The organism is Trinickia symbiotica, assembly GCF_002934455.1.
GTDB lineage: Bacteria > Pseudomonadota > Gammaproteobacteria > Burkholderiales > Burkholderiaceae > Trinickia > Trinickia symbiotica.
Genome location: NZ_PTIR01000008.1, coordinates 230172 through 249663, shown reverse-complemented (window position 1 = coordinate 249663; position 19492 = coordinate 230172). Strand labels below are relative to the sequence as shown.

At 65.9% G+C, this 19492-nt stretch carries 11 protein-coding genes; all 11 read right to left on the bottom strand.

Features of this window, described 5'->3' with window-relative positions; genetic code table 11:
- Positions 1–186: 186 nt before the first annotated feature.
- The 11 genes from B0G57_RS31745 to B0G57_RS14220 all read right to left on the bottom strand — a co-directional run bounded on the left by B0G57_RS31745 (position 187) and on the right by B0G57_RS14220 (position 19489).
- On the bottom strand, positions 187–762 hold the full coding sequence (locus tag B0G57_RS31745) for an outer membrane protein assembly factor BamE (RefSeq protein WP_223258673.1): 576 nt from the start codon (positions 760–762) through the stop codon (positions 187–189).
- Complete coding sequence (locus tag B0G57_RS14265) at positions 728–5818, bottom strand: YadA-like family protein (RefSeq protein WP_102607145.1); 5091 nt, start codon at positions 5816–5818, stop codon at positions 728–730. The genes B0G57_RS31745 and B0G57_RS14265 overlap by 35 nt, the downstream gene beginning before the upstream one ends.
- Before the next feature lie 1246 nt (positions 5819–7064).
- Positions 7065–7988, bottom strand: a complete 924-nt coding sequence (locus B0G57_RS14260; protein ID WP_020566580.1) for an alpha-amylase family protein — start codon at positions 7986–7988, stop codon at positions 7065–7067.
- Entirely contained in the window at positions 7988–9505 is a 1518-nt protein-coding gene (locus B0G57_RS14255) for an AMP-binding protein (protein ID WP_018444054.1), read from the bottom strand. The genes B0G57_RS14260 and B0G57_RS14255 overlap by 1 nt, the downstream gene beginning before the upstream one ends.
- Positions 9506–9515: 10 nt before the next feature.
- A complete protein-coding gene (locus B0G57_RS14250; RefSeq protein ID WP_018444053.1) occupies positions 9516–9752 on the bottom strand; it encodes an acyl carrier protein in 237 nt (78 codons plus the stop codon).
- A 13-nt stretch (positions 9753–9765) separates the two neighbouring features.
- Entirely contained in the window at positions 9766–11403 is a 1638-nt protein-coding gene (locus B0G57_RS14245) for an MBOAT family O-acyltransferase (protein WP_018444052.1), read from the bottom strand.
- Between the two features lie 9 nt (positions 11404–11412).
- A complete protein-coding gene (locus B0G57_RS14240; protein ID WP_018444051.1) occupies positions 11413–12618 on the bottom strand; it encodes an alginate O-acetyltransferase AlgX-related protein in 1206 nt (401 codons plus the stop codon).
- Complete coding sequence (locus B0G57_RS14235; RefSeq protein ID WP_018444050.1) at positions 12618–13661, bottom strand: alginate O-acetyltransferase AlgX-related protein; 1044 nt, start codon at positions 13659–13661, stop codon at positions 12618–12620. The genes B0G57_RS14240 and B0G57_RS14235 overlap by 1 nt, the downstream gene beginning before the upstream one ends.
- 65 nt (positions 13662–13726) lie before the next feature.
- Positions 13727–14491 carry an alginate O-acetyltransferase AlgF gene (locus B0G57_RS14230; protein WP_158256617.1) on the bottom strand — a complete coding sequence of 255 codons (765 nt, stop codon included), beginning with the start codon at positions 14489–14491 and terminating at the stop codon, positions 13727–13729.
- Between the two features lie 70 nt (positions 14492–14561).
- Positions 14562–17318: an NfrA family protein gene (locus tag B0G57_RS14225; RefSeq protein WP_018444048.1), complete on the bottom strand. Its 2757-nt coding sequence runs from the start codon at positions 17316–17318 to the stop codon at positions 14562–14564.
- Entirely contained in the window at positions 17315–19489 is a 2175-nt protein-coding gene (locus tag B0G57_RS14220) for a glycosyl transferase family protein (protein ID WP_018444047.1), read from the bottom strand. The genes B0G57_RS14225 and B0G57_RS14220 overlap by 4 nt, the downstream gene beginning before the upstream one ends.
- Positions 19490–19492 lie beyond the last annotated feature (3 nt).

Here is a 19492-nt window from a genome sequence, read left to right as displayed (position 1 = left end):
AAGGGTTCCGTCGCTGAGGTACGAGGGAACCCCGGGGGAAACAGCGATGCGCGCTATCGTGAAATCCTCGCCGAGCGTCGGCACCATAGTCGCACAGCGCAAGCGCGTCGCACGGCCACGATCTCCAACCTTCGGCATCTGTCTTCACGAACATTTCGACTCAGCGTCGGAAGCCGCTTTCCGGGGCTACTGCACCGGGGTAGCCTGAGCGGGCTCGGGGGATGCCGCGTTTGCGCCGCTCGCGGCTTTGGCAGGCGCGAATTCTTCGCACTCCTGATCTTTCCATCGCGTCTGGCTCACTCGGCTGTCCTTGTCGAACTGAATTTGATATTCACATGTGATCGTCCGGTCTCCGGTATGGAAGTGGAACAGGTAATTCCAGACGCGCACATGAAAAACGCTCTCATGAAAGTGCGGCGGCCCCACCAATTCGTAAAGCTGATTCTTGGTCATGCCGAGGTCGACCATTCGCAGATTCTCGAGGTTCGGAAAGGTGCCGTCAGGCGTCATAGCCAGATCCGCCTTCGGGAACGAAGTGTCGGTCGCCGGGCCGACGCATGCGGCAAGGCCGAGCAGGCAGGAGAGCGCCGCAATGAGCGTTGAAAGAGTTTTCTTGTTCATAGCCGATAGGAATCCGAAATGAATGACGTTGCGGTATGCGGGGTAATAGCGGCCGCCATCGTTCATGGCGCCGCTATTCCCACGTCCTGCGACAATCTCAACCCGATCACCATTGGTATCCGGCGCCGACCACCGCGCCATAGGTACCGCGTGTGTTCGTCGAGACGGCCGCCTTGTAGACCCAGTGGTTGTTCTCGGAGATCGTCGAGATGCCGAGCGCCTGCCCCGATTGGCCGCGATAGACACTGCCCGCGATCGCGACCATACTCTTGCCCGGGCCCGTCGGCTGCGGCAAGCCGGCGACAGCCATCGCCGTCGCGACGCCTCCATCGGCATCGCGCCGATACGAGTCGAGGCTGTTGCGCAATCCTGCGATCTGGTTGTCCGTGTAGCTGTTGGCTTGCGATAGAGCATTGCTCAGCTGCTGGACGTTGACCGCGTCGTTCGGCGCCGTACCGGCCGCGACGTTGATGACTTGACGCGTCGAGGTGCTCGAGCCCACGGCTACGACGTCCGAACGGCCTCCGTCGTTACTGCCTGCGCCGATCGCGGTCGAACTATTGCCGGTGGCGGTTGCGCCCATACCCACCGCGGTCGTGCCGTTTCCGGACGCCTGCGAGTTGTTGCCGACCGCCGTGCTGCTAGACCCGGAGGCGACCGCACCGGAGCCGCCCGCGGACGAGTTCGGGCCCGTCGGTGTCGCGGAGGTCGCACCGCTGCTGCTGCCGCTGGGTGACGTTGACGAGAAACTTCCGCCGTTGTTGATCAGCGTCGTCAACTGTTGCTGAACCGCCTGCAACTGCGAAACGTTGACCGCATCGGTGGCCGCCTTGCCCGGTGCCAGACCGGTGATCTGGCGGAATCCGACGTTGACTTCACCCACCGACGAAGTGGGGCTGCTCAAGCCGTATCCGATGTAATTCGAAAGCGCCCCGATCGTCGTCAGCGAACCAGCGCCCAATGCGACGCTGCTCGCGAAGGTGGCACTAGCGCCTGGCCCCAGCGCGACTGCGTCGACGGCGCCGCTCGATGCACCGGAGCCGATGGCGATACCGCCGGTGAATGCGGCATTGGCGTTCGCGCCTTGCGCGATCGACTGCGCACCGTTCGCTATCGCCTTGCTGCCCAATGCAATCGCATCGGCCAGTCCGGCGGTCGCGGCTTCGCCGATCGCTGTACCGCCTGGCGCATTCTGCTGGACAATCGCACCGTTGCCCATGCCAATCCCGTTGGCGCCGTTGACAACCGTCGTCGGCCCGATGCCAATCGCTTCGGCGCCCGATACCACTGTGTCGGCCGCAGTCGAATTCGCACGGAAGTACTTTAGCGGCGTGACCGCGAACGATTGAAGGGCATTGGAAAGCTGCTCGATCGTCACCGCATCATGCTGGCCCGTGCCGTCGGCGACGTTGGTCAACTGGCGATAGCTGGGCTGAATCGTTGTTCCATTTCCCTCGTACCCAAACGAAACCGCGCCCAGCAACGTTCCGACCGATGTGTTGGCGGGGATCGAAACGCTTCCTTGTGTGATGAAAATGTTTCCCGGCGCGATTGGGCGGTCCGAAATGGAGCCCGAACCTATCGCTACGCCGCCGCTCACCGACACGGTCGACAGTGAGCCAAGCGCGAGCGCATTGGCAATTTGTGCCTGAGCCCCGTTGCCCGCGGCGAGGCTGTCGTTTCCGGTCGCGACCGCGAGCGGACCGATCGCGACGCTGTCGGTGCCGACCGCCTGACTATCGGCCGCGGTCGAACTCGCGTGGAAGTACTTGATGCCCGCGCCGTTCTGGATGTTGTTGACCGTGGTCGAGAGGGTCGACAGGTTCTGGTTCGTCGTGTAGAGCTGCGAGCCGTTGACCGCGTCGGTGCTCGTGGAGCTCAACGCGCCGGGCGCGACGTTGGTAATGACGTTCGGCCCGGTTCCACCGTGGTCGGCGTTATAGGCGCCGGTGCCGGCGTTGGCCGTCGGGTCCCACTGCAGTGCGTTGTTTTGCGTCTGCGTCAGTTGCGACTCGACCGATTGCAGCTGGCTCACGTTGACGGCGTCAGTCGCCGCGGCGCCTGCCGCCACGTTCGTGATGCGGCGCTCATTGCCTGCGAAGCCGACGGAGACTTCGCCGATCGGTGCCGTGCCCGCCAAGACAGCCGTGCCCGGGTTGTAGGCGGCCTGACCGAGGTTCGCAGTCGTCGTCGCGTTCGAACCGAGCGCGACCGAATTGGCGGCCGTCGCTTGCGCGTTGCTGCCGAGCGCGACGGCATTCGTGCTGCTCGACGTCGCGCCCGAGCCCAACGCTACCCCATTTGCCCCGGAAGCCGTTGCGTTCGGGCCGGCCGCAATCGAATCGGTGCCCGTGGCGCCGTTATTCGAGAAGTTGCCTTGCTGGGTGCCGCCGTCATTGACGCTGTAGTAGTGCGTCGCGCTGGCAGCTACGGCGGACGTCAGCTGCGAAACGTTGACCGCATCGGTGGGCGATGTGCCGGCTGCGACGTTATGGATTTGCGTCGACGTACCGCCGGGATTCAGCGTAATGCTGTTGAAGTTCGTGACGCCGCCAGTCGTATCGTACTTGACGGCTTCGTTATTGAGTGTGTTGAACGACGTGGTCAACCCGGTCAGCGACGTCGAAATGTTCGTGACCGCCTGGTTGGTCTGGAAGAGCTGCGACCCGTTGATCGCGTCCAAGCTCGAACTCGTGATCTGCCCGGCCGCGACATTCGTCACCTGCCTCGGCGAGGTGCTCGTGCCGACGCTTACGACGCTCTGGGGATTGCCGCCCGCGAAGGTGACCGTCGCCCCGGCGATACTGCCCGACGGCGTCGGGTGCGGTGCGGCGGTCGCCGAACCGGCGCCTAGCGCGACATCGTTGCTATTCGTGGCGACGGCGCCGGAACCGAGGGCGACCGAATTGGTCGCCGTCGCTTGGGCGTTGTTGCCAAGCGCGACGGCATTCGCGCTGCTCGACGTCGCGCCCGAGCCCACCGCTACCCCATTTGCCCCGGAAGCCGTTGCGTTCGGGCCGGCCGCGATCGAATCGGTGCCCGTGGCGCCGTCATTCGAGAAGTTGCCTTGCTGGGTGCCGCCGTCATTGACGCTGTAGTAGTGCGTCGCGCTGGCTGCCACGGTGGACGTCAGCTGCGAAACGTTGACCGCATCGGTGGGCGACGTGCCGGCTGCGACATTATGGATTTGCGTCGACGTACCGCCGGGATTCAGCGTAATGCTGTTGAAGTTCGTGACGCCGCCAGTCGTATCGTACTTGACGGCTTCGTTATTGAGTGTGTTGAACGACGTGGTCAACCCGGTCAGTGACGTCGAAATGTTCGTGACCGTCTGGTTGGTCTGGAAGAGCTGCGACCCGTTGATCGCGTCCAAGCTCGAACTCGTGATCTGCCCGGCCGCGACATTCGTCACCTGCCTCGGCGAGGTGCTCGTGCCGACGCTTACGACGCTCTGGGGATTGCCGCCCGCGAAGGTGACCGTCGCCCCGGCGATACTGCCCGACGGCGTCGGGTGCGGTGCGGCGGTCGTCGAACCGGTGCCTAGCGCCACATCGTTGCTATTCGTGGCCACGGCGCCGGAACCGAGCGCGACGCCATTCGTATTGCTCGCGACGGCGCTGGACCCGAGCGCGACGCCGCCTGCGGCAGCGGCCGTGGATGTGTTGCCGAGCGCGATCGAACCTTGGCCTTGCGCGTTGTTGCTGTTGCCGATCGCGACGGCGCCGTTGCCGTTCGCCGTGTTGTTCGAGCCCAACTCGACGGCGCCCGTGCCGATGGCCGAGCCCGGATCGCCGATCGCCACCGCGCCATTGCCGCTTGCGGTCTGAGCTTCCCCAAGGGCCACGGCGCCCGTACCGCTCGTGACTTGCGAATTGTGGCCACCTGCGATCGAGCCGGTGCCTGCTGCGGCGGCTACCGTATTCGTGTCGCCGATGGCGACCGTCGATGCGGCCAACGCGTTCGATTTGTTGCCGATCGCCGTCGACGCCGTCCCCGAAGCGACCGCTGAAAAGCCGAGTGCTTCCGCGGCTTGCGCACTGGACGTAGAAGAGTGTCCCAGCGCAATGGCATTGATGCCGCTCGCGGTACTAACGGGTCCAATAGCGATCGTCATGTTAGTCGATGCCTGCGAACTCGGTCCGATCGCGATCCCGTCGGGCCCGGTCGCCGCTGCATTGATGCCGACCGCGACGGTACCGTCCGTCGACGCGGTCGCTCCCGCACCCAACGCCGTCGACGATGTGCCGCCGGCTTGCGCGAGGTCGCCCAGCGCGACAGCGAACTGATTCGATGCAGTCGAATTGACGCCGAGCGCCATAGAGCTCGTGCCCGATGCAGTCGAGAGCTGGCCTAGCGCCACGGCATAAATTCCGCTGGCCGTCGTGTTGAATCCAAGCGCGATGGACTGTGCTCCCGAAGCTTGCGTTCCCGAGCCCGGAACGCCGGCTGTCCCTCCCGCGCCGATCGCGATCGCGGCCACCCCCTTCGCGCCGCTGTTGACGCCGATCGCGACACCGGACGATGCGTTGACCAAAGCGCCGCTGCCGACTGCGACGCCTGCCGCAACAGAGCTCGTTGCCTGATTGCCGATGGCTACCGTACCCGTATCGCTAGCGGTCGCCTGATTGCCGAGCGCGACGGAGAAAGCGCCATCGGCGTGAGATGCGTAACCATATGCTGCCGCCTGCTGCCCCGAGGCAGTGGAGGCGTTTGCGATTGCGGTGGCGGCGACCCCGCTGGCGCTCGCCCCGCTTCCCATCGCCACTGCTCCGCTTCCCGGAGCATTCGCGGCGTTGCCGATTGCAACGCTAAAGTTGCCCGCTGACGAGAACGCCCCTATTGCGACCGAACTTGTCCCACTGGCCGTCACGAAATTGCCGAACGCGCTGGCATTGACCGACGAGGCAGTCGCGGAGATGCCGACTGCAACCGCATTGCCTGCGGTTGCGGTGGAGCTAGGACCTATGTTGTATTGCGCGTGCGCCTTTTCGGGCATAGCTGCACCAAAGAGGGCAATCGCGGCGGCCATCAACGTCAACGCCCCGCAAGCTCCAACTGCAACGTGATTCGAATCTTTTCGTCGGGCGTGCAAGCCAACCGCGACCGTACCGCGCCTGCCCTTCGCCCGGTCCAGCTCGGACGCCGCAACCCAAGCCCCCAACGCTTCATTCCAGATCGTCTTATATGACTTGTTCATGTTTGTTCCACCTTGTTTTGCATGCGCCCTATGACGCACCAAACGCGACAAAGAGCGAACACGACGAACCTCGACTTACGATTGGCACACCGGATCTCAGCCAATTGCTCTGCGTTCGATACAGGCGAACGCAGGCACAGGCCTCCGCGCACGTGGCCCAACTCGATTAGGAGTACTAAGTTCTTAGTCGATTAACCCAAAACCGGAGTCAATTGCCGCGCGGTATCACATAGCGCGCGACGCGCCGCCCCGAATGCCCATCCAACGTCAATGCGAGTGCACGCACGCCTTTCGCGTGGGAAGCGTCCTCGAAATCGGATTGCAAGGAGACGGCGGACGGACAAGCCCGAGTCTTTGGTCGCTCGACGCCTGGCCCGCATGACGGGCCGCTGCCGGCTTATGGCGGAGCGTTTTGACAAGCATGGGTCGCAGAAGCGACCCCAAGATGAATGGTCCGGTGGGAAGAATCCGCTTCTTCTCGTTCTAAACTTTCGCCCCAATGTTTTCCGCTGATAACGCTCATAGTTATCGTGCCCTCAGTAGTACTGCGGTGACGATTGCCCCGTGCGCGGCATCATGCGATGCACGTCGCTAAACTGCCTTATTTTTATTGACAACCAACCTGGCCGCGGGTCCGCCACCACTTCCCCGCCTGCCACACACCCCCAAGCGCTTCCTCGGCGCCGAACGCCTCTGCTTTAAGCGCTCAAATTCACTTTGCAATATGCGACGCCTTTTGTCCAGACGACGCGCGAGGAACAAACCGCGACTTTGCAATCTTTCACAAAAGCACGGCTATTGGACTATATGCCTTTAGGAAAATCCTTACCCCTGCGCACGAACCGCGAACCGCGAGGGGATGCATTGTTTTGAGGCTATTGCAGTTGACACCTCATCAAAACAGCCACGCCTCGTCACGCTGACCATGCACTCGATAGTTATTTAGGTCTACTAAAGATCTCGACCGCCATTGCCCCGTTATATCAACAATTAGGCCCCTGCCTCGAGGACTACAAGCCTCGCCGAAGCGCCCCGTCTCACTTTGCCCCTGCCCGCAAACGTTTGCATCAACGACGTCCGCTCGCGGCGTTCATCGTCCTCGCTCGACGCGCGTTCGAGTAAGTGCTTACCCGAACTTTGCTCGAACCCGGAACTTTTGTCTATACAAAACCTCGAGCCAGCGAGCGAGTTTGCAATTTTTTAGAATTGTCAGCCTCGCGCGCAATGAACCTGCCGCGCGCGCGCTTCAGCGCCGCGCCGCCTCTTCCAGCAGATCCCGCACGAGTCGCGCGGACACGTAATGCGGGCCGTCGAACAGGTAGGCGCGGTAGCCGCGATATGCGAGCAGTTGCGGCGCGAGCTCGGCCGCCGTAGCAGGCCGGAATGCGCCTTTTTGCGCGGGGCGGAACGCTTCGGCGATGATCCGCGTGCGCTCCTTGCCGCGCCGCGCCGCCAGCGCGTCGGCATAGGCGCGCGCCGCCGCGGGCCCTCGCACGCCGACGCCGCAGCCATCCTGCAGCAATACGCCGACATCAGGTGGCAGCCAGCGCGTCAGCCAGTCGGCGAGCGCCGGCCCGCCGATGTTCGAGTTCTCGTACACGCTGATCCAGAGCGGCCGCGGCAACTGCTCGAGCAGCGGCCCGAGCGCGCGAGCGCCGGCCCAGGTCGGGTCGACTTCGACCGGGAAGTAGTACCCATCGATATGGCCAGGCGGTAACACGGTGGCGAGTTGTTTCGACTGCGCGATCAGTCGCGCGACTCTCGCGCGCGCCGTCGTCTCGTCGAAGCGCCCCGCGAGGCCGACGATGACATTGCGCGCCCACGGCTCCCCGGCAATGCGTGCCCAGTCCGGCAGGTGTTCCGACGTTGTGAGACCGGCCAACCGGCTCTTCCGATGCGTCGCCGTGCCCGGCAAAAACGAGAGATCGTCGACGGCCGTCCACTGCACGAGCAGGTCCGTTACGCCGAGCCGGTCCCAGTCGCCACGGGGATCGAGATGGTCGTCGTCGATTTGCCAAACGATGCCCTGCGCCAGCGCTTGCGGCTGGTCGAGCGGCCTCGATGCGCAGCCGATCGGCAATGCCGCGCAGAGGCCCGCGGCGATGAGCGCGCGGCGGCGCGGCGACACCAATTCAGAGCGTGCCTCGGAAACAATCGTCGAATTACGCATCAGCTTGCCGCCGGACCGGCTATGACATGGCCTCCACGCTCACCTTGTTCATTGCTCGCTGGGCGAGCACTGCTGCGACTACGGTATTCCAGAGCGAGCCTCGCCCGATCCGTCTTGAAGTTGACCGACACGGGCAACGACTCACACGCAAGCAGCTCCGAAGGAATCATATAAGGCGGCAGATGCGTCGCGAGCTGCGTTTTCCAATCGCGCAGCGCTTCAGGCAAAACGCCGTCGTCCCGGCCCGTGGCGATGAACGCGACGATGCGTGCAACGGTGCCGTCGGGCCGGCGCAGAGCAACGGCCGCCGCGCTCGCGGCGCCGTCCAGCGCACGCAGCGCCGCGTCGATTTCCATGAGCTCGATCCGGTAACCGCCGACTTTGACTTGATCGTCGATGCGCCCCTGGCAAAAAAGCAGTCCGTCGCTCTCGACGCTGCCGAGGTCGCCGGTCCGAAAAGCGCGCATGCCATCGCGCGTGAACATGCGCGTGGCGTTCAGATCGTCGCGGTTCAGATAGCCGCGCATAACGTGCGGCCCGGCAATGCAAAGCTCGCCATCATCGATGAACACCGCCCCCGAGCGACGCGCGTATCCAATCGGCAGACGCTCGGGATGCGCGGCCAGCACCGCGTCGTCGACGACGATCCATGTCGTCGCGACCGTGGCCTCGGTCGGTCCGTAGGTGTTGATGATGCGCGCGTCAGGAAAACGCTCGCGCAGCCGCCGCGCAAGCGGAACAGGCAGGACTTCCCCACAGAAGAGAAAGGTGCGCAGCGCCGGCAGCGCCTCCTGCGTGAATCGCGGATGGAGCAACTGCTGTTGCGCGAACGACGGTGTGGAGACCCAGGTATCGACATGCTCCCTCGCGAGGAACTCGACGAACGCGGGGCCTGGCACGGCCACGGTGCGCTCGGCAAGCACGATCGTTCCGCCGAGGGCGAGCGTGGCGAATACTTCGTACATCGAAAGATCGAAGCTGAACGGTGCCTGATTCAGGAATACCGGATTCGCGCCGAGCCCGAAGTCGGCCGCCATCCAATCGACGAGCGCCTCGACGCTCTCGCGCCCGATCTGCACGCCCTTCGGCTCGCCGGTCGTGCCCGAGGTGAAGAGCACGTAGGCGAGCGAGGTCTCGCGCAACGCCGGTGTGCGCGTTGATCGTCTTTCGTCGAATGACTTGAAGGCGCCGCTGCGCGCGTCGAAGTACGCATGAGCATCGAGCGTACGCGCGATGCGATGCATGCGCTCTTCAGGATAGATGGTATCGAGCGGCACGAACGGTGCACCGAGCAGCAACGCGCCCGTCATCGCGACGAAGAACGCCGCTTCCTTGTGTCCGTGCACGATCACGGGTGTGTCGGCACCATAGCCTGCGGCAACGGCCGCGTCGCGCCACGCCGAGGCCTCGGCCTCGAGCTCGCGCCAGCTCAATGTGCGGTCCGCGCCGACGACTGCGCTCGCGTCCGGGCGCAGCGATGTATCGACGAAACGACTCGTAGCCAGATCGAAACGCATGGCGGCCGCTCTACGGATTCTCAGCGACGAACGACGCGAGCGCTTGCACGGTCGCGAGGTGCTCGGCGATTTCGGTCGGCGGCACATGCACGCCGAGCACGACCTCGACGCGCAGCACGATTTCGACGGCCAACACCGAATCGACAAGCCCCGACTCGATGAGCGGCGTATCGATTTCGACCGCGCGCAGCACGACCGATTCGACGATCTCTTTCACTTCAGCGAGCAGCTCAGACGTTGAACGCATGGGATATCCCCTTCTAGAACTGGAAATAAAGAAAGCGCACTTCGCCGTGCAGCTGCGCCGCGCAGACGAACAGCAGCGCGAACGTCACGACTGCCCAGCGCCACGACGGACGCCAGACGAGCCACGCGGGCACGTCGAGCGCGGCGCGATCGAGTGCCGGCGAAAAGCGGCCCATGAGTTGATGCGAATTCGGCGCGAACCAGGCGATCGCAAGCAGCGCGGCGATCTGCAGCGCGGGCAGCGTTCGGCCCAGCGTAAGCCGCAGCACTTCGAGCGCGCCGATGTCGATCGATGCATGCCCGATCGGCCATGCATCGATCGACTCAATACCGCGCAAGCCGAGCATCCCCTTCAACAACGCCCAAGCGTCGTCCATGCCGTGCGCGCGGAAGAACACGAAGGCGACGAGCACCGCGACGAACGTGACGAGGACGTTCGCGACGTGGCGCAGCCGCGCCGCGAAGCCCGTGTGCGGCACGGCGCGAGCCCCCGATGCCGCGGTTGCGGTCGGCGGCTCGGCGCGCCAGGCCCGGTACGCATGGTTGATGGTCAGATAGCCCGCGTGGAGCAGCCCGTAGATCAGATACTGCAAGCCGGCGCCATGCCAAATGCCGGCGAGACCCATCGTGTAGAACGTCGGCACCGCGACCGTCGTAGCGAAACCCGGGACCGACTGCTGGGCTGCGCGCCCCGTCGTTCGACCGCGCGCGGCACGACCCCGGTTGATGCGCATCGCGAGCGGGTAGTAGAGGTAGGCGCTCAGGTAACGCGTGAGCGTCATATGCCAGCGCTGCCAGAAGTCGATGATGCTCGTGGCCTTGAACGGCGAATTGAAGTTGAGCGGAAACCGCACGCCGAACAGCTTGGCAAGCCCCACGGCCATATCCGAGTATCCTGAGAAATCGAAGTAGAGCTGCATAGCATAGGCGAGGCACGTGCCCCACGCCGCCAGCGTCTGCAACGAGCCGGGCGCCGCGAAGCCCGCGTCGGCGAATGGTGCGATCGGATCGGCCAGCAGCAGCTTCTTCGCGAGTCCCATCGCGAACACCGTCGCGCCCACTGAAAAGTTTTCGGCGCGCCATCGGTACGTTTCAGGCTGCGCGAACTGCGTCATCATCTCTTTGTGATGCAGGATCGGTCCCGCGATCAGGTGCGGAAAGAACGTGACGAACTGCACGAAGCCGAGCGCATCGGGCGTCTTCACGATGCGCGCATTGCAGTCGAGCAGGTAGCCGATCTGCGTGAACGTGAAGAAAGACACGCCGAGCGGCAACGCCACGCTTTGCGCCGCGAGCCCGAGCGCACCGTGCGGCACGATGCCGGTCCATTCGATCAAGGTGCCCGCTAGCAGCGCGAGGTACTTGTATCGAACCAGCACGCCGAGATCGATCGCGATCGCGAACGCGAGCCATGCGCGTCGCGCGCGCGAGTTCGGGGCGGCGGCCATGATCGCCCGGCTCATCGCATAGTTGAACGCGATGGAGATGGCGAGCAAGCCGACGAACGCGGGATTCCACGCACCGTAAAAGACGATCGACGCCGCGCAGAGCCAGAGCGCCGCGGCGCGTGGATGCCGCGCACCGGCGGTGTAGTAGCCCGCCAGCGCAATCGGCAAGAACAGCGTGAGGAACAGGAACGAGTTGAATAGCATCGTCGGACTTCAGTTCTTTTGGTCGCGGGAGGCATCGGCAACGCGTGCGTCCCCCGGCGGCATCGAGAGCGCGTCTTCGGACATCTCCCAGACGACGACACGCAGGCTCTTCGGCCAGCTCGCACGCTGCGTCCATTGCGCGGCCAGCGCGCGATCGAATTGGCCATCGTCGAGGCTCGTATTCCAGATCTCGCGGCCGAGCGCGGCGCCGAGCCGCTCGGCAAAGGCGCTGCGACGCGAGAACGAGCTGCCCGCCAACAGCACCTCGGGTGGCGGGCCGTCGTCGAGCAGGCCGCCGCTCGTTTGCACATGCATCGTTTCATCCACCTCGAGATCGGGCGCCGGACGCCAGCCGTCAGGGACGTCACCGAGCCCGGCCAGCTTCAGCAGATCGCCGACGCGCGGGGTCGCCGTGCGTGCGCGCTCGGTCGCGAAACGCACGTCGCCGCGCGCGCCTAAAATCGGGAGCACTTTGGCGCCGACCGCATCGGCGGCCGCTTGCGCACCCGCGGCATTCCAATGGACATCGGTCCGATAAAACGCGGGCCGGGCCGCGCGCAATGCGTCGAGCAGATCGACGTGCGCGACGCCGGCCGCCGCGAGCGCATGGCGCCATGCGTCGAAACGCATCGTCATCCGCGGGTCTTGCCGTAGGCCACAGAGCGCCGCTGTCTCGACGCGCGCCTTGTCCGGCACCGTCACGACGACGAGCGCGATGCCGTTGCTGCGGAGCGCCTCGGCATAACGGTGCAGCGTCGCCACGCGCGCGTTCAGCGCCGCGTCGACGGGCTCGACGTTCGCGGTGGCGGGGGGCGGGCGCAACCCATCCGCATAAAAGAGCCAGCCGGGACAACCCTCCCGCACCTGCGATCCGAGGTCGCCGAGCAACCGGTAGCGCAGCGCGGCCTGCCACCGCCGCAGAAAAGGTGCATAGGGCACGTCGATCGCGCGATCGATGCGGTGCAGGACGCTGCCGTCACGCCAGGCGGCGCGTGACGCAAGATCGAATGCCGGATCGTCGCGCGTGAGCCGCGCGAGCGATGCGACGGCCAGCGCGAGCCCGGCCGCGAGCAACACGACCACGCACCAGGCCATGCGCCGGTGTGCGCGCGCCTCGCCGGAGGGACCGGCGCCCCCGGCCCCGGAGCGATCCGCGGCCGCCGTCTGGGCGGTGCGCTGATCGGCCGGTGCCCCCTGATCGACCGTCGTGCTCATCAGGCGAGCGCCTTCTCGACGCGTGCGAGCCAGTCGCCGTCGGGCTGGATCGACTTCGGATCCCATTGGCCCGTCGCGCCAGGGCCAAACATCATCTGCCCTTCGTTGAACTGCCAGACGATCGCCTTCGGCGTGTTTTGCTTGAAGTCAGCCGATTCCAGATAATCGACGAGCGTCTTCCACGGTCCCGTATCGCCGAATGTCCAAGTGAGTCCGACCGGCAGTTCGAGCACGTTCGAGAGTTTCTGCGGAAAGCCGAGATACGGCTGCACCATGCTGTTGCCGACCACGTGCACGATGGACGCAGCGCCCGCGAGCAGTCCGCCCTCGGCCTGCTCCTGGCGAACGATGAATCGGTCCTTGCCGATCGCGCGCTTGCGCTCCGGCGGCAGAAGATTGGCGAGGTCGCCGTAATTGACCTCTTCGGTCCAATCGCCGAGCGGCGTACCGTCGCCGTGCGCGCCATCGAGCACCTTGCTCGCGCGCAGGCGCTCGGCCGTCGCATCGGCGAAGGCCTCCGACGTATGGGCGGACCAGTGGTAGTCGGCACGGATGTACGTGTTGTCCGCACTCGTGTCCACGGCCTTGAGCGCCGCCTCGCCGTCCACCATGTCGAGCTTGATTTCCGCCGCGTGCGCAAAGAGCGCCGCGTAGCGCTTCATGACCGCATCGGATACGGCTTGTCCGTCAGCCAGCTTGTCAGCGCTCGCACGCGCCTTGAGCGGCGCGATCACGGTCGTGCAGTGGATCCCGCGCGCGGCCATTTTGTCGGCCACCTTGCCGATCAGATCGACGATGCGCAGGCACGCGGGCGTCTCGTCTTCGACGAAGCTCTCCCAGCCCGGAAAGAGCCATCGATCGCGGCCTTCGATCACGGCCTGCTGCGCCGCGCGCGCCGTGCGCGGCACGAACGGCAGGCTCGCGAGCGGCAGGGCCGCGAACGCAAGCAAGAGACGGCGCCGCCGCGCGTCATGAGCGGTATCGAGGGTGCCGGGTTGACGTATCGTCGTCGGTTTCATGTCGAGGGTCGGGTTCGTCTGCATTCGAAATTCGGGTGGGCCGCCGGGGCGGCCGCAACTCCGCAAGTCCGCAACGTGCGCGGCGTGCGTCAATTCGTGGGCGCGGGCCAGGCCAGCTCGTCACGCGTGCCGCTCAGCACCGGCTTCGCCGCGGAGCCCGAGAGGATCAGCGTGTAGCTGTCACCCGCCGCGAGTTTCGGCAGCGCGAACGCCGCCGTCGACGCCGCACCGCACTGCCCGACGAGATTCGCGGCGACAGGGTTGATCGTGCGCTGCGCCGCCTCGGTGGCGGGGACGTTCGCGAAGACGGCCGCATGGCTGCCGTCGACGATCACTTTGCCGTCGCACCCGCCCGCGAAGTTGAGGACGCGCAACGTCGCACGCAATGCGTCGGTAGTTGCGTAGGGCTGCGCGATCCGCTGAGTGTGCCAGCCGTCGGCGTCGCGCGTGAGCGCAACCGTGATGACCGTCCCGGCTGTCGCGTTCGTCGCCGCCAGCGCATCGGCCGGCGCCTTGGTGCTCGGCTCGGGCGCGAAGTCCTTGCCGTCGACGGCCACGCGCAACGGCGTACCCGCCGGGACGACGCTCAGCTTCGTCGCCGCGCCCGCTGCGAGGACGCCGGCGCGCGCGCTGCCCGGCAGCGCGACGCGGACCGCCTGCCCCGACAGGTTCACGACGCGCAGATAGGTGGCATCGGCTGGCGGCTGCGGACCGTAGAGGTTCGCCACGTCTTGTGCCGCGGCACTCGCCACGGTCGGCGCGACGATCGCGCCAAGCGCGATGGCCGCCGCGCAACATGCAACGCTCAGGCTCAAATTCGATTGCTTCATCTTCATCTTGCGTTCGTTCGTCATTGCTTCGTCGTACTGCATAAGCGGACCACGCGGCGCCGCATGCACGGTCGCACCGTCGCACGCGCGCCGATCAGTAAGAAAACACCGTTTCAAAAAACACCCCGCGCGCACGATCGTCACCTGCCAACCTGAGCCGGTATTGCAGCGAGAGATCGACATACGAGCGCGGCGCATCGTACTTGCTGTCGCGGAACACATAGCGCGTTGACACGCCGAGCCCCGCGCCGAGCGGGATGCTGCGGTCGATGCTCGAGTCGTAGTCGGCGCCGATCACGGCATACGGGAACACCGTCCAGCGTGGCGTTACGCGGTCGATCCGGAACGTGCGCCCTGCTTCGAGGCTAGCCGTCGCGTAGGTCGAGCCCGCGTTGACGAAGTGCCCCGCTTCGGCGTACCCCTGGACCGTCCACCAGGACGGCACGTCGATGCGCCGCTCGGTGCCGATTCCGCCCGAGTAGCCAATCCGCGCAAGCCAGTCGCCCTGCGCCCGCGAGCCGATCGCCACGATCCGCTCGAACGCGACGATCGCATCGAGATCCGCGAACGGCTTCGCACGCGCGCCGAACGCCGCCTCGAGCGTGCTCGCGCCGCTCGCGTCTCCGCCCTTGACGCCGAAGCTTTCGTCGCCGCGCGCATAGACTTCGAACAGCCGATCGCCGAGACTGCCGAACGGCCGCCAGTACGCCTCGACACCCGCCTGCCAGTTGTTCGTGATCGTCGGCGACGGCGTCGCCGTGAAACCGGACTGCAGGCCGGCGCTACGGTAGCCGAGCGAGGCTTCGAAGCCCCACTTGCGCGTCGCCTCGGCGTGCGCGCTGCGCAGGTCCTCGACTTGCTGGCGTGCCGCCGGCGAACTCGTCTTCGCGCCCGACGACGCGTCGATCGCACGCTCGAAATAGCGCGCCGCATCGGCATCGCGGTCCGCCGCGAGACCGGCGTAGCCGGCGTCGGCGAACTCGTCGGCCGACAGCTTGCCGCCGGTCGCCGCGCGTCGGAAATCGCGCACGGCGCGCTTGTCGTCGCCGGCACGCAGCGCAACGTAGGCCGCCGAAATCGGCGTGAGTGCATCGAGCATGCCGTCGCGGACCATCGCGCGCGCCTCGGCACCGGCCTCCTTCGTCTCGCCTGCATCGTCGAGCGCATCGACGAGCTCCATGCGATGCAACGCGCTCGTCGGCGCAGCCGCGACCGCGTCCCGCGCGAAGCGCACGGCGCCCTTCTTGTCGCCACGCTCGGCGGCACGCTCGGACGCGCGCGCCGCCGCGAACCCCGGATCCGCCGGCGACGGATCGCAGCCAGCACCGAACTCGTCGACATCGCATTCGACGGACGGGCGCGCATTCGCGGCCACCTGCGCTGCGAGCGTGCGGGCATCGACCGGGCTCGCCGGCGCAGTAGTGGAAGCATTGGAAGTAGAGGCTACGCGTGAAGCAGACGAAGCGCCCGCTGCGGCCGAAGCGGCAGAAGCCGTCGAAGCAGCCGCCGGTGCCGACGCCGCGGCACCCGCCGACGTACGCCCGGCCGCGCCGATACGCCGCCGCGCGCGATCGATCCGCTCGACGATCAGCGCATCGCTATCGTCCCCGGTCGGGCGCAGGGCCGTGAGCTTCTCGAGCGCGCGCTGCGGACGGCCCTCCTCGATCCAGATGTCGGCCGCGATCGCGCGAGCGATGTTCTGACTCGCGTGCGTGGCGTCGCTGTCGTGGAAGACCTGGTCGAGGTCCGGCTCGGCCGCGTCGAACCGCTGCTGCGCGGCCCTTGCGTATGCGCGGAAGACGTACGGCATCAGTTCGGTGTTGTCGTAGGCGATCGCGTCGCTCGCCGCCGCCTCGAGCGCCGGCCACTCGCGCTGGGCCGCGAGCACGTCGAAGAGCTCGATCCGATAATCGATCGCATCAGGCGCATAGTCGACCGCATTGCGCGCCGCCTGCTCCGCGACCGCGAAGTCGCCCTTTGCGCGCGCGTCGTACGCATCGACGGACGCCTTCAGCGAAAGCCGCGAACCGACGAAAAGACGCCGCAGGCGCAGATCTTCGTTGTCGCCGAGGCGCTTCACGGCGTCGACATCGGCGTCCCACGCGAGCTTGTCGTCGCCGGCCGCGCCGGCCGCGTCGATCAGCAGCAGACGCAGGCGCAATACGTCGGGACGCAGCCCGATCGCCTCTTGCGCAGATTTGACCGCGCTTGCGAAGTCCTTCGCGTTGTACGCCTTGTAGGCCTGCTGCGCGGCACTATAGGCGGCGCCGGTCAATCGGTCGGGATCCGCCGCCTGCTTCGAATGGCCTGCACGCGCGACGGCGCGCGTCGATGCGCCGAGCGCGTCGATCTGCCGGCGTCGCGACACGAGCGCGCGGTCCGGGCCGAGTTGCGCGATGGCCTCGCGCAGCGACCGGCTCGCTTCGCCATAGCGGCGCTGCGCGGCAAGCACGTTGGCAAGCAAGAGGCGCAGCGATACGACATCGGGCCGCTGGCGGATTGCTTCGCGCGCGCGTGCAATCGCGAGCTTGTAGTCGCCTCGCCCATAGGCGGCATAGGCTTCCTGCGCAACGCGGTAGGCGGCGCCTTCGAGCGGCAGCGGGATACGCTCGACGCCCACCGCTTGCGCATGGGCGGCAGGTTGCGCAAGCGCCGCACCGCCCGCGCAGGACAGACCCGCTGCCAGGGCGAAAGCCAGCGCCGCTCGCGTGACGGTCCGGCTGGGCATCGACGACGGAGGGGTGTTTCGCCGGAACGGGGACGCCGGATCGCTCGCGCGCAACATTCGGCAGGCGTTTGCCGCGATCGAGCGCGTCAGCCCCGCGCGTCGCTTGAGAATCGATTCGATCATTGCGATGCCGCCAATGCGCTTTGCAGACGGCGCTGTTCCTGGATGACGTTCTCGAGTGCGTCACGCGAAATCACGTCGCACGCCACCATGTAGTCGCCGATGCGACCGTGCTCTTCGGGACGATAGTGCTGCATGGCCGTTTCGAAAGCCTCACGACTCACATGGCCGTGCTCGATGAGCAGATCGCCGAGGAGCGGCACGCCGCGCGTCGGCACAGGCGCGACGCCGGCGTCTCCGGCCGTCCCCTCGGACACGGCCGCCATCGTGGCGACGCCGCGCAGTGCACGTAATCCTGCTGCAATCTCCCCTTCGCGCACGATGTGTTGCGTGATGCTGCCCGGGACGCTTGCGCCGATTTCCGCGAGTACGGCCTCGGCGATGGGGCTTGCAGTCAAGAGCACCGTATGTTCCCCCGACGGGCCCGACTCATCGGCCTGCGGCAACACACGATGGCGCACGATCGTATCGAGCGGCAAACGATCGGCATCGCGCGGCAACCGCTCGATGTTCAGCCTGCCGCGAGGTAAGTCGGCCTGAAACGCAATCGCTTCGGCGAGCGTTTCTTCGTCGAGCCAGCCCTTGGCCATCAGCACGCGCCCAAGGGGTGCTTCGCGCGCGTGGCATTCACCGAGTGCCTGCTCGAGCCGCTCCGAGTCGATCGCCTGCCACGACAGCAGCAATTCCCCGAGCCGCTGACGGCGGCCGCCCGTCAGGCCGTCCGCCGACGGAAAGTCGTGCATCGTCTTGTCCCAGGCGAGCCGCTTGCCGGTAACGAGGTGCGCAAGAAAGAGCCGCCAGGCACGGGATACGGCGAGGAAGTTGATGAAATTGGCGACCACCATGCGCGGGACCGACATCAAGCCGTGCTCCCAGCCGTAGAGCCGCGTGACGAAGTAGACCCGCTGGACCACACGCAGGATCACCGCGACGCCGTTGAGCCAGAGCACGGTCTGCATCCATCGGGAATCGACGAACGGCGAGCGCGGCAGATCGGGCGCGAGCCCCATCGCGCCCGCGGCCATGAAGATCAGAAACTGAATCAACAGCACGTAAGCGGCGATACTGACGAACGCGGCCACGATTCCCTTGCGATCGCGGAACAGCAGATAGCGGTTCGCGAGCGAACCGGACCAGCCCGTGAGCTTCCAGCCTTGCAGGCCGATACCGAGTGCCCAGCGTGCGCGCTGCCGGTACGAAGTTCGCAACGTGTCGGGAAAAAACTCGCGGACGCAAAGCGGCATGGTGATCGTCACCTCGCGCGACTTGCCGAGCCCGAACCACGTCGTGCGGCGCGAGCGGAACTGCACCGGAAAGCGCGCGAAGATCGACTGCATTCCGAGTTTGCGCAGGCGCGCGCCGATGTCGTAATCCTCCGTGAGGCTTTCCGTATTAAATGGCTGGTTTTGCGTCGCGGCCGCGAGCGCCAGCAGCGCGCGCCGCGAAAAACAGGTGCCGACGCCCGCCGAGGGCACGGCGCCCGCGAGGCTCTCGCGCACGACCAGGTCCTTCGCGTGCCATTCGGCGAACTCGTCCATGTAGGTGCCGGCCACGAGTTCGTACCAATGCCGCTCGAGCGATGCCACCGGCAGCTGGATCATGTCCTTGCGCGGCAGCAGGTAGTTGAAGAACTTCAGCTCGATTGGATGCAGCACGTCTTCGCTGTCGTGGAGGACGACCCCCGCGAACTCGATCCCTGCTTCGCGCTCGTATTTGAAGATCGCTTGGATCACCCAGTTCAGGCAATCGGCCTTGCAGGTGGGGCCGTCGTGCGGCACCTCGACGCGACGCAACTGACGGTAGCGGCGCCGCATGCGCTCCACTTCCGCGATCGTGCGCGCATCGTTGCGGTAGGTGCCGACGAACACGATGTAGTTGCGATAGTCGAGCACGCGCACCATGTCCTCGATCATCGCCGCGATGACGTCGTACTCGAGCCAGGCGGGCACCATGATCGCCAGCGGCTGTTCCGAGCGCGCATGGAGCTGCTCGACCGTCAGCGGCCGATACACGCGCTTGATCGTCGCCGTGCGCCACGCTTCGCGGACCCAGTACCACAGGTCCACGAAGAGATCGTCGGCGCTCGAAAGCAGGATCAGCACCGCAATCAAGCATGCGCAGGAACGCAGCCAGTCGTAGTACTGCGCAGCGTAGTAGCCGGCGTAGAGATCCATGGC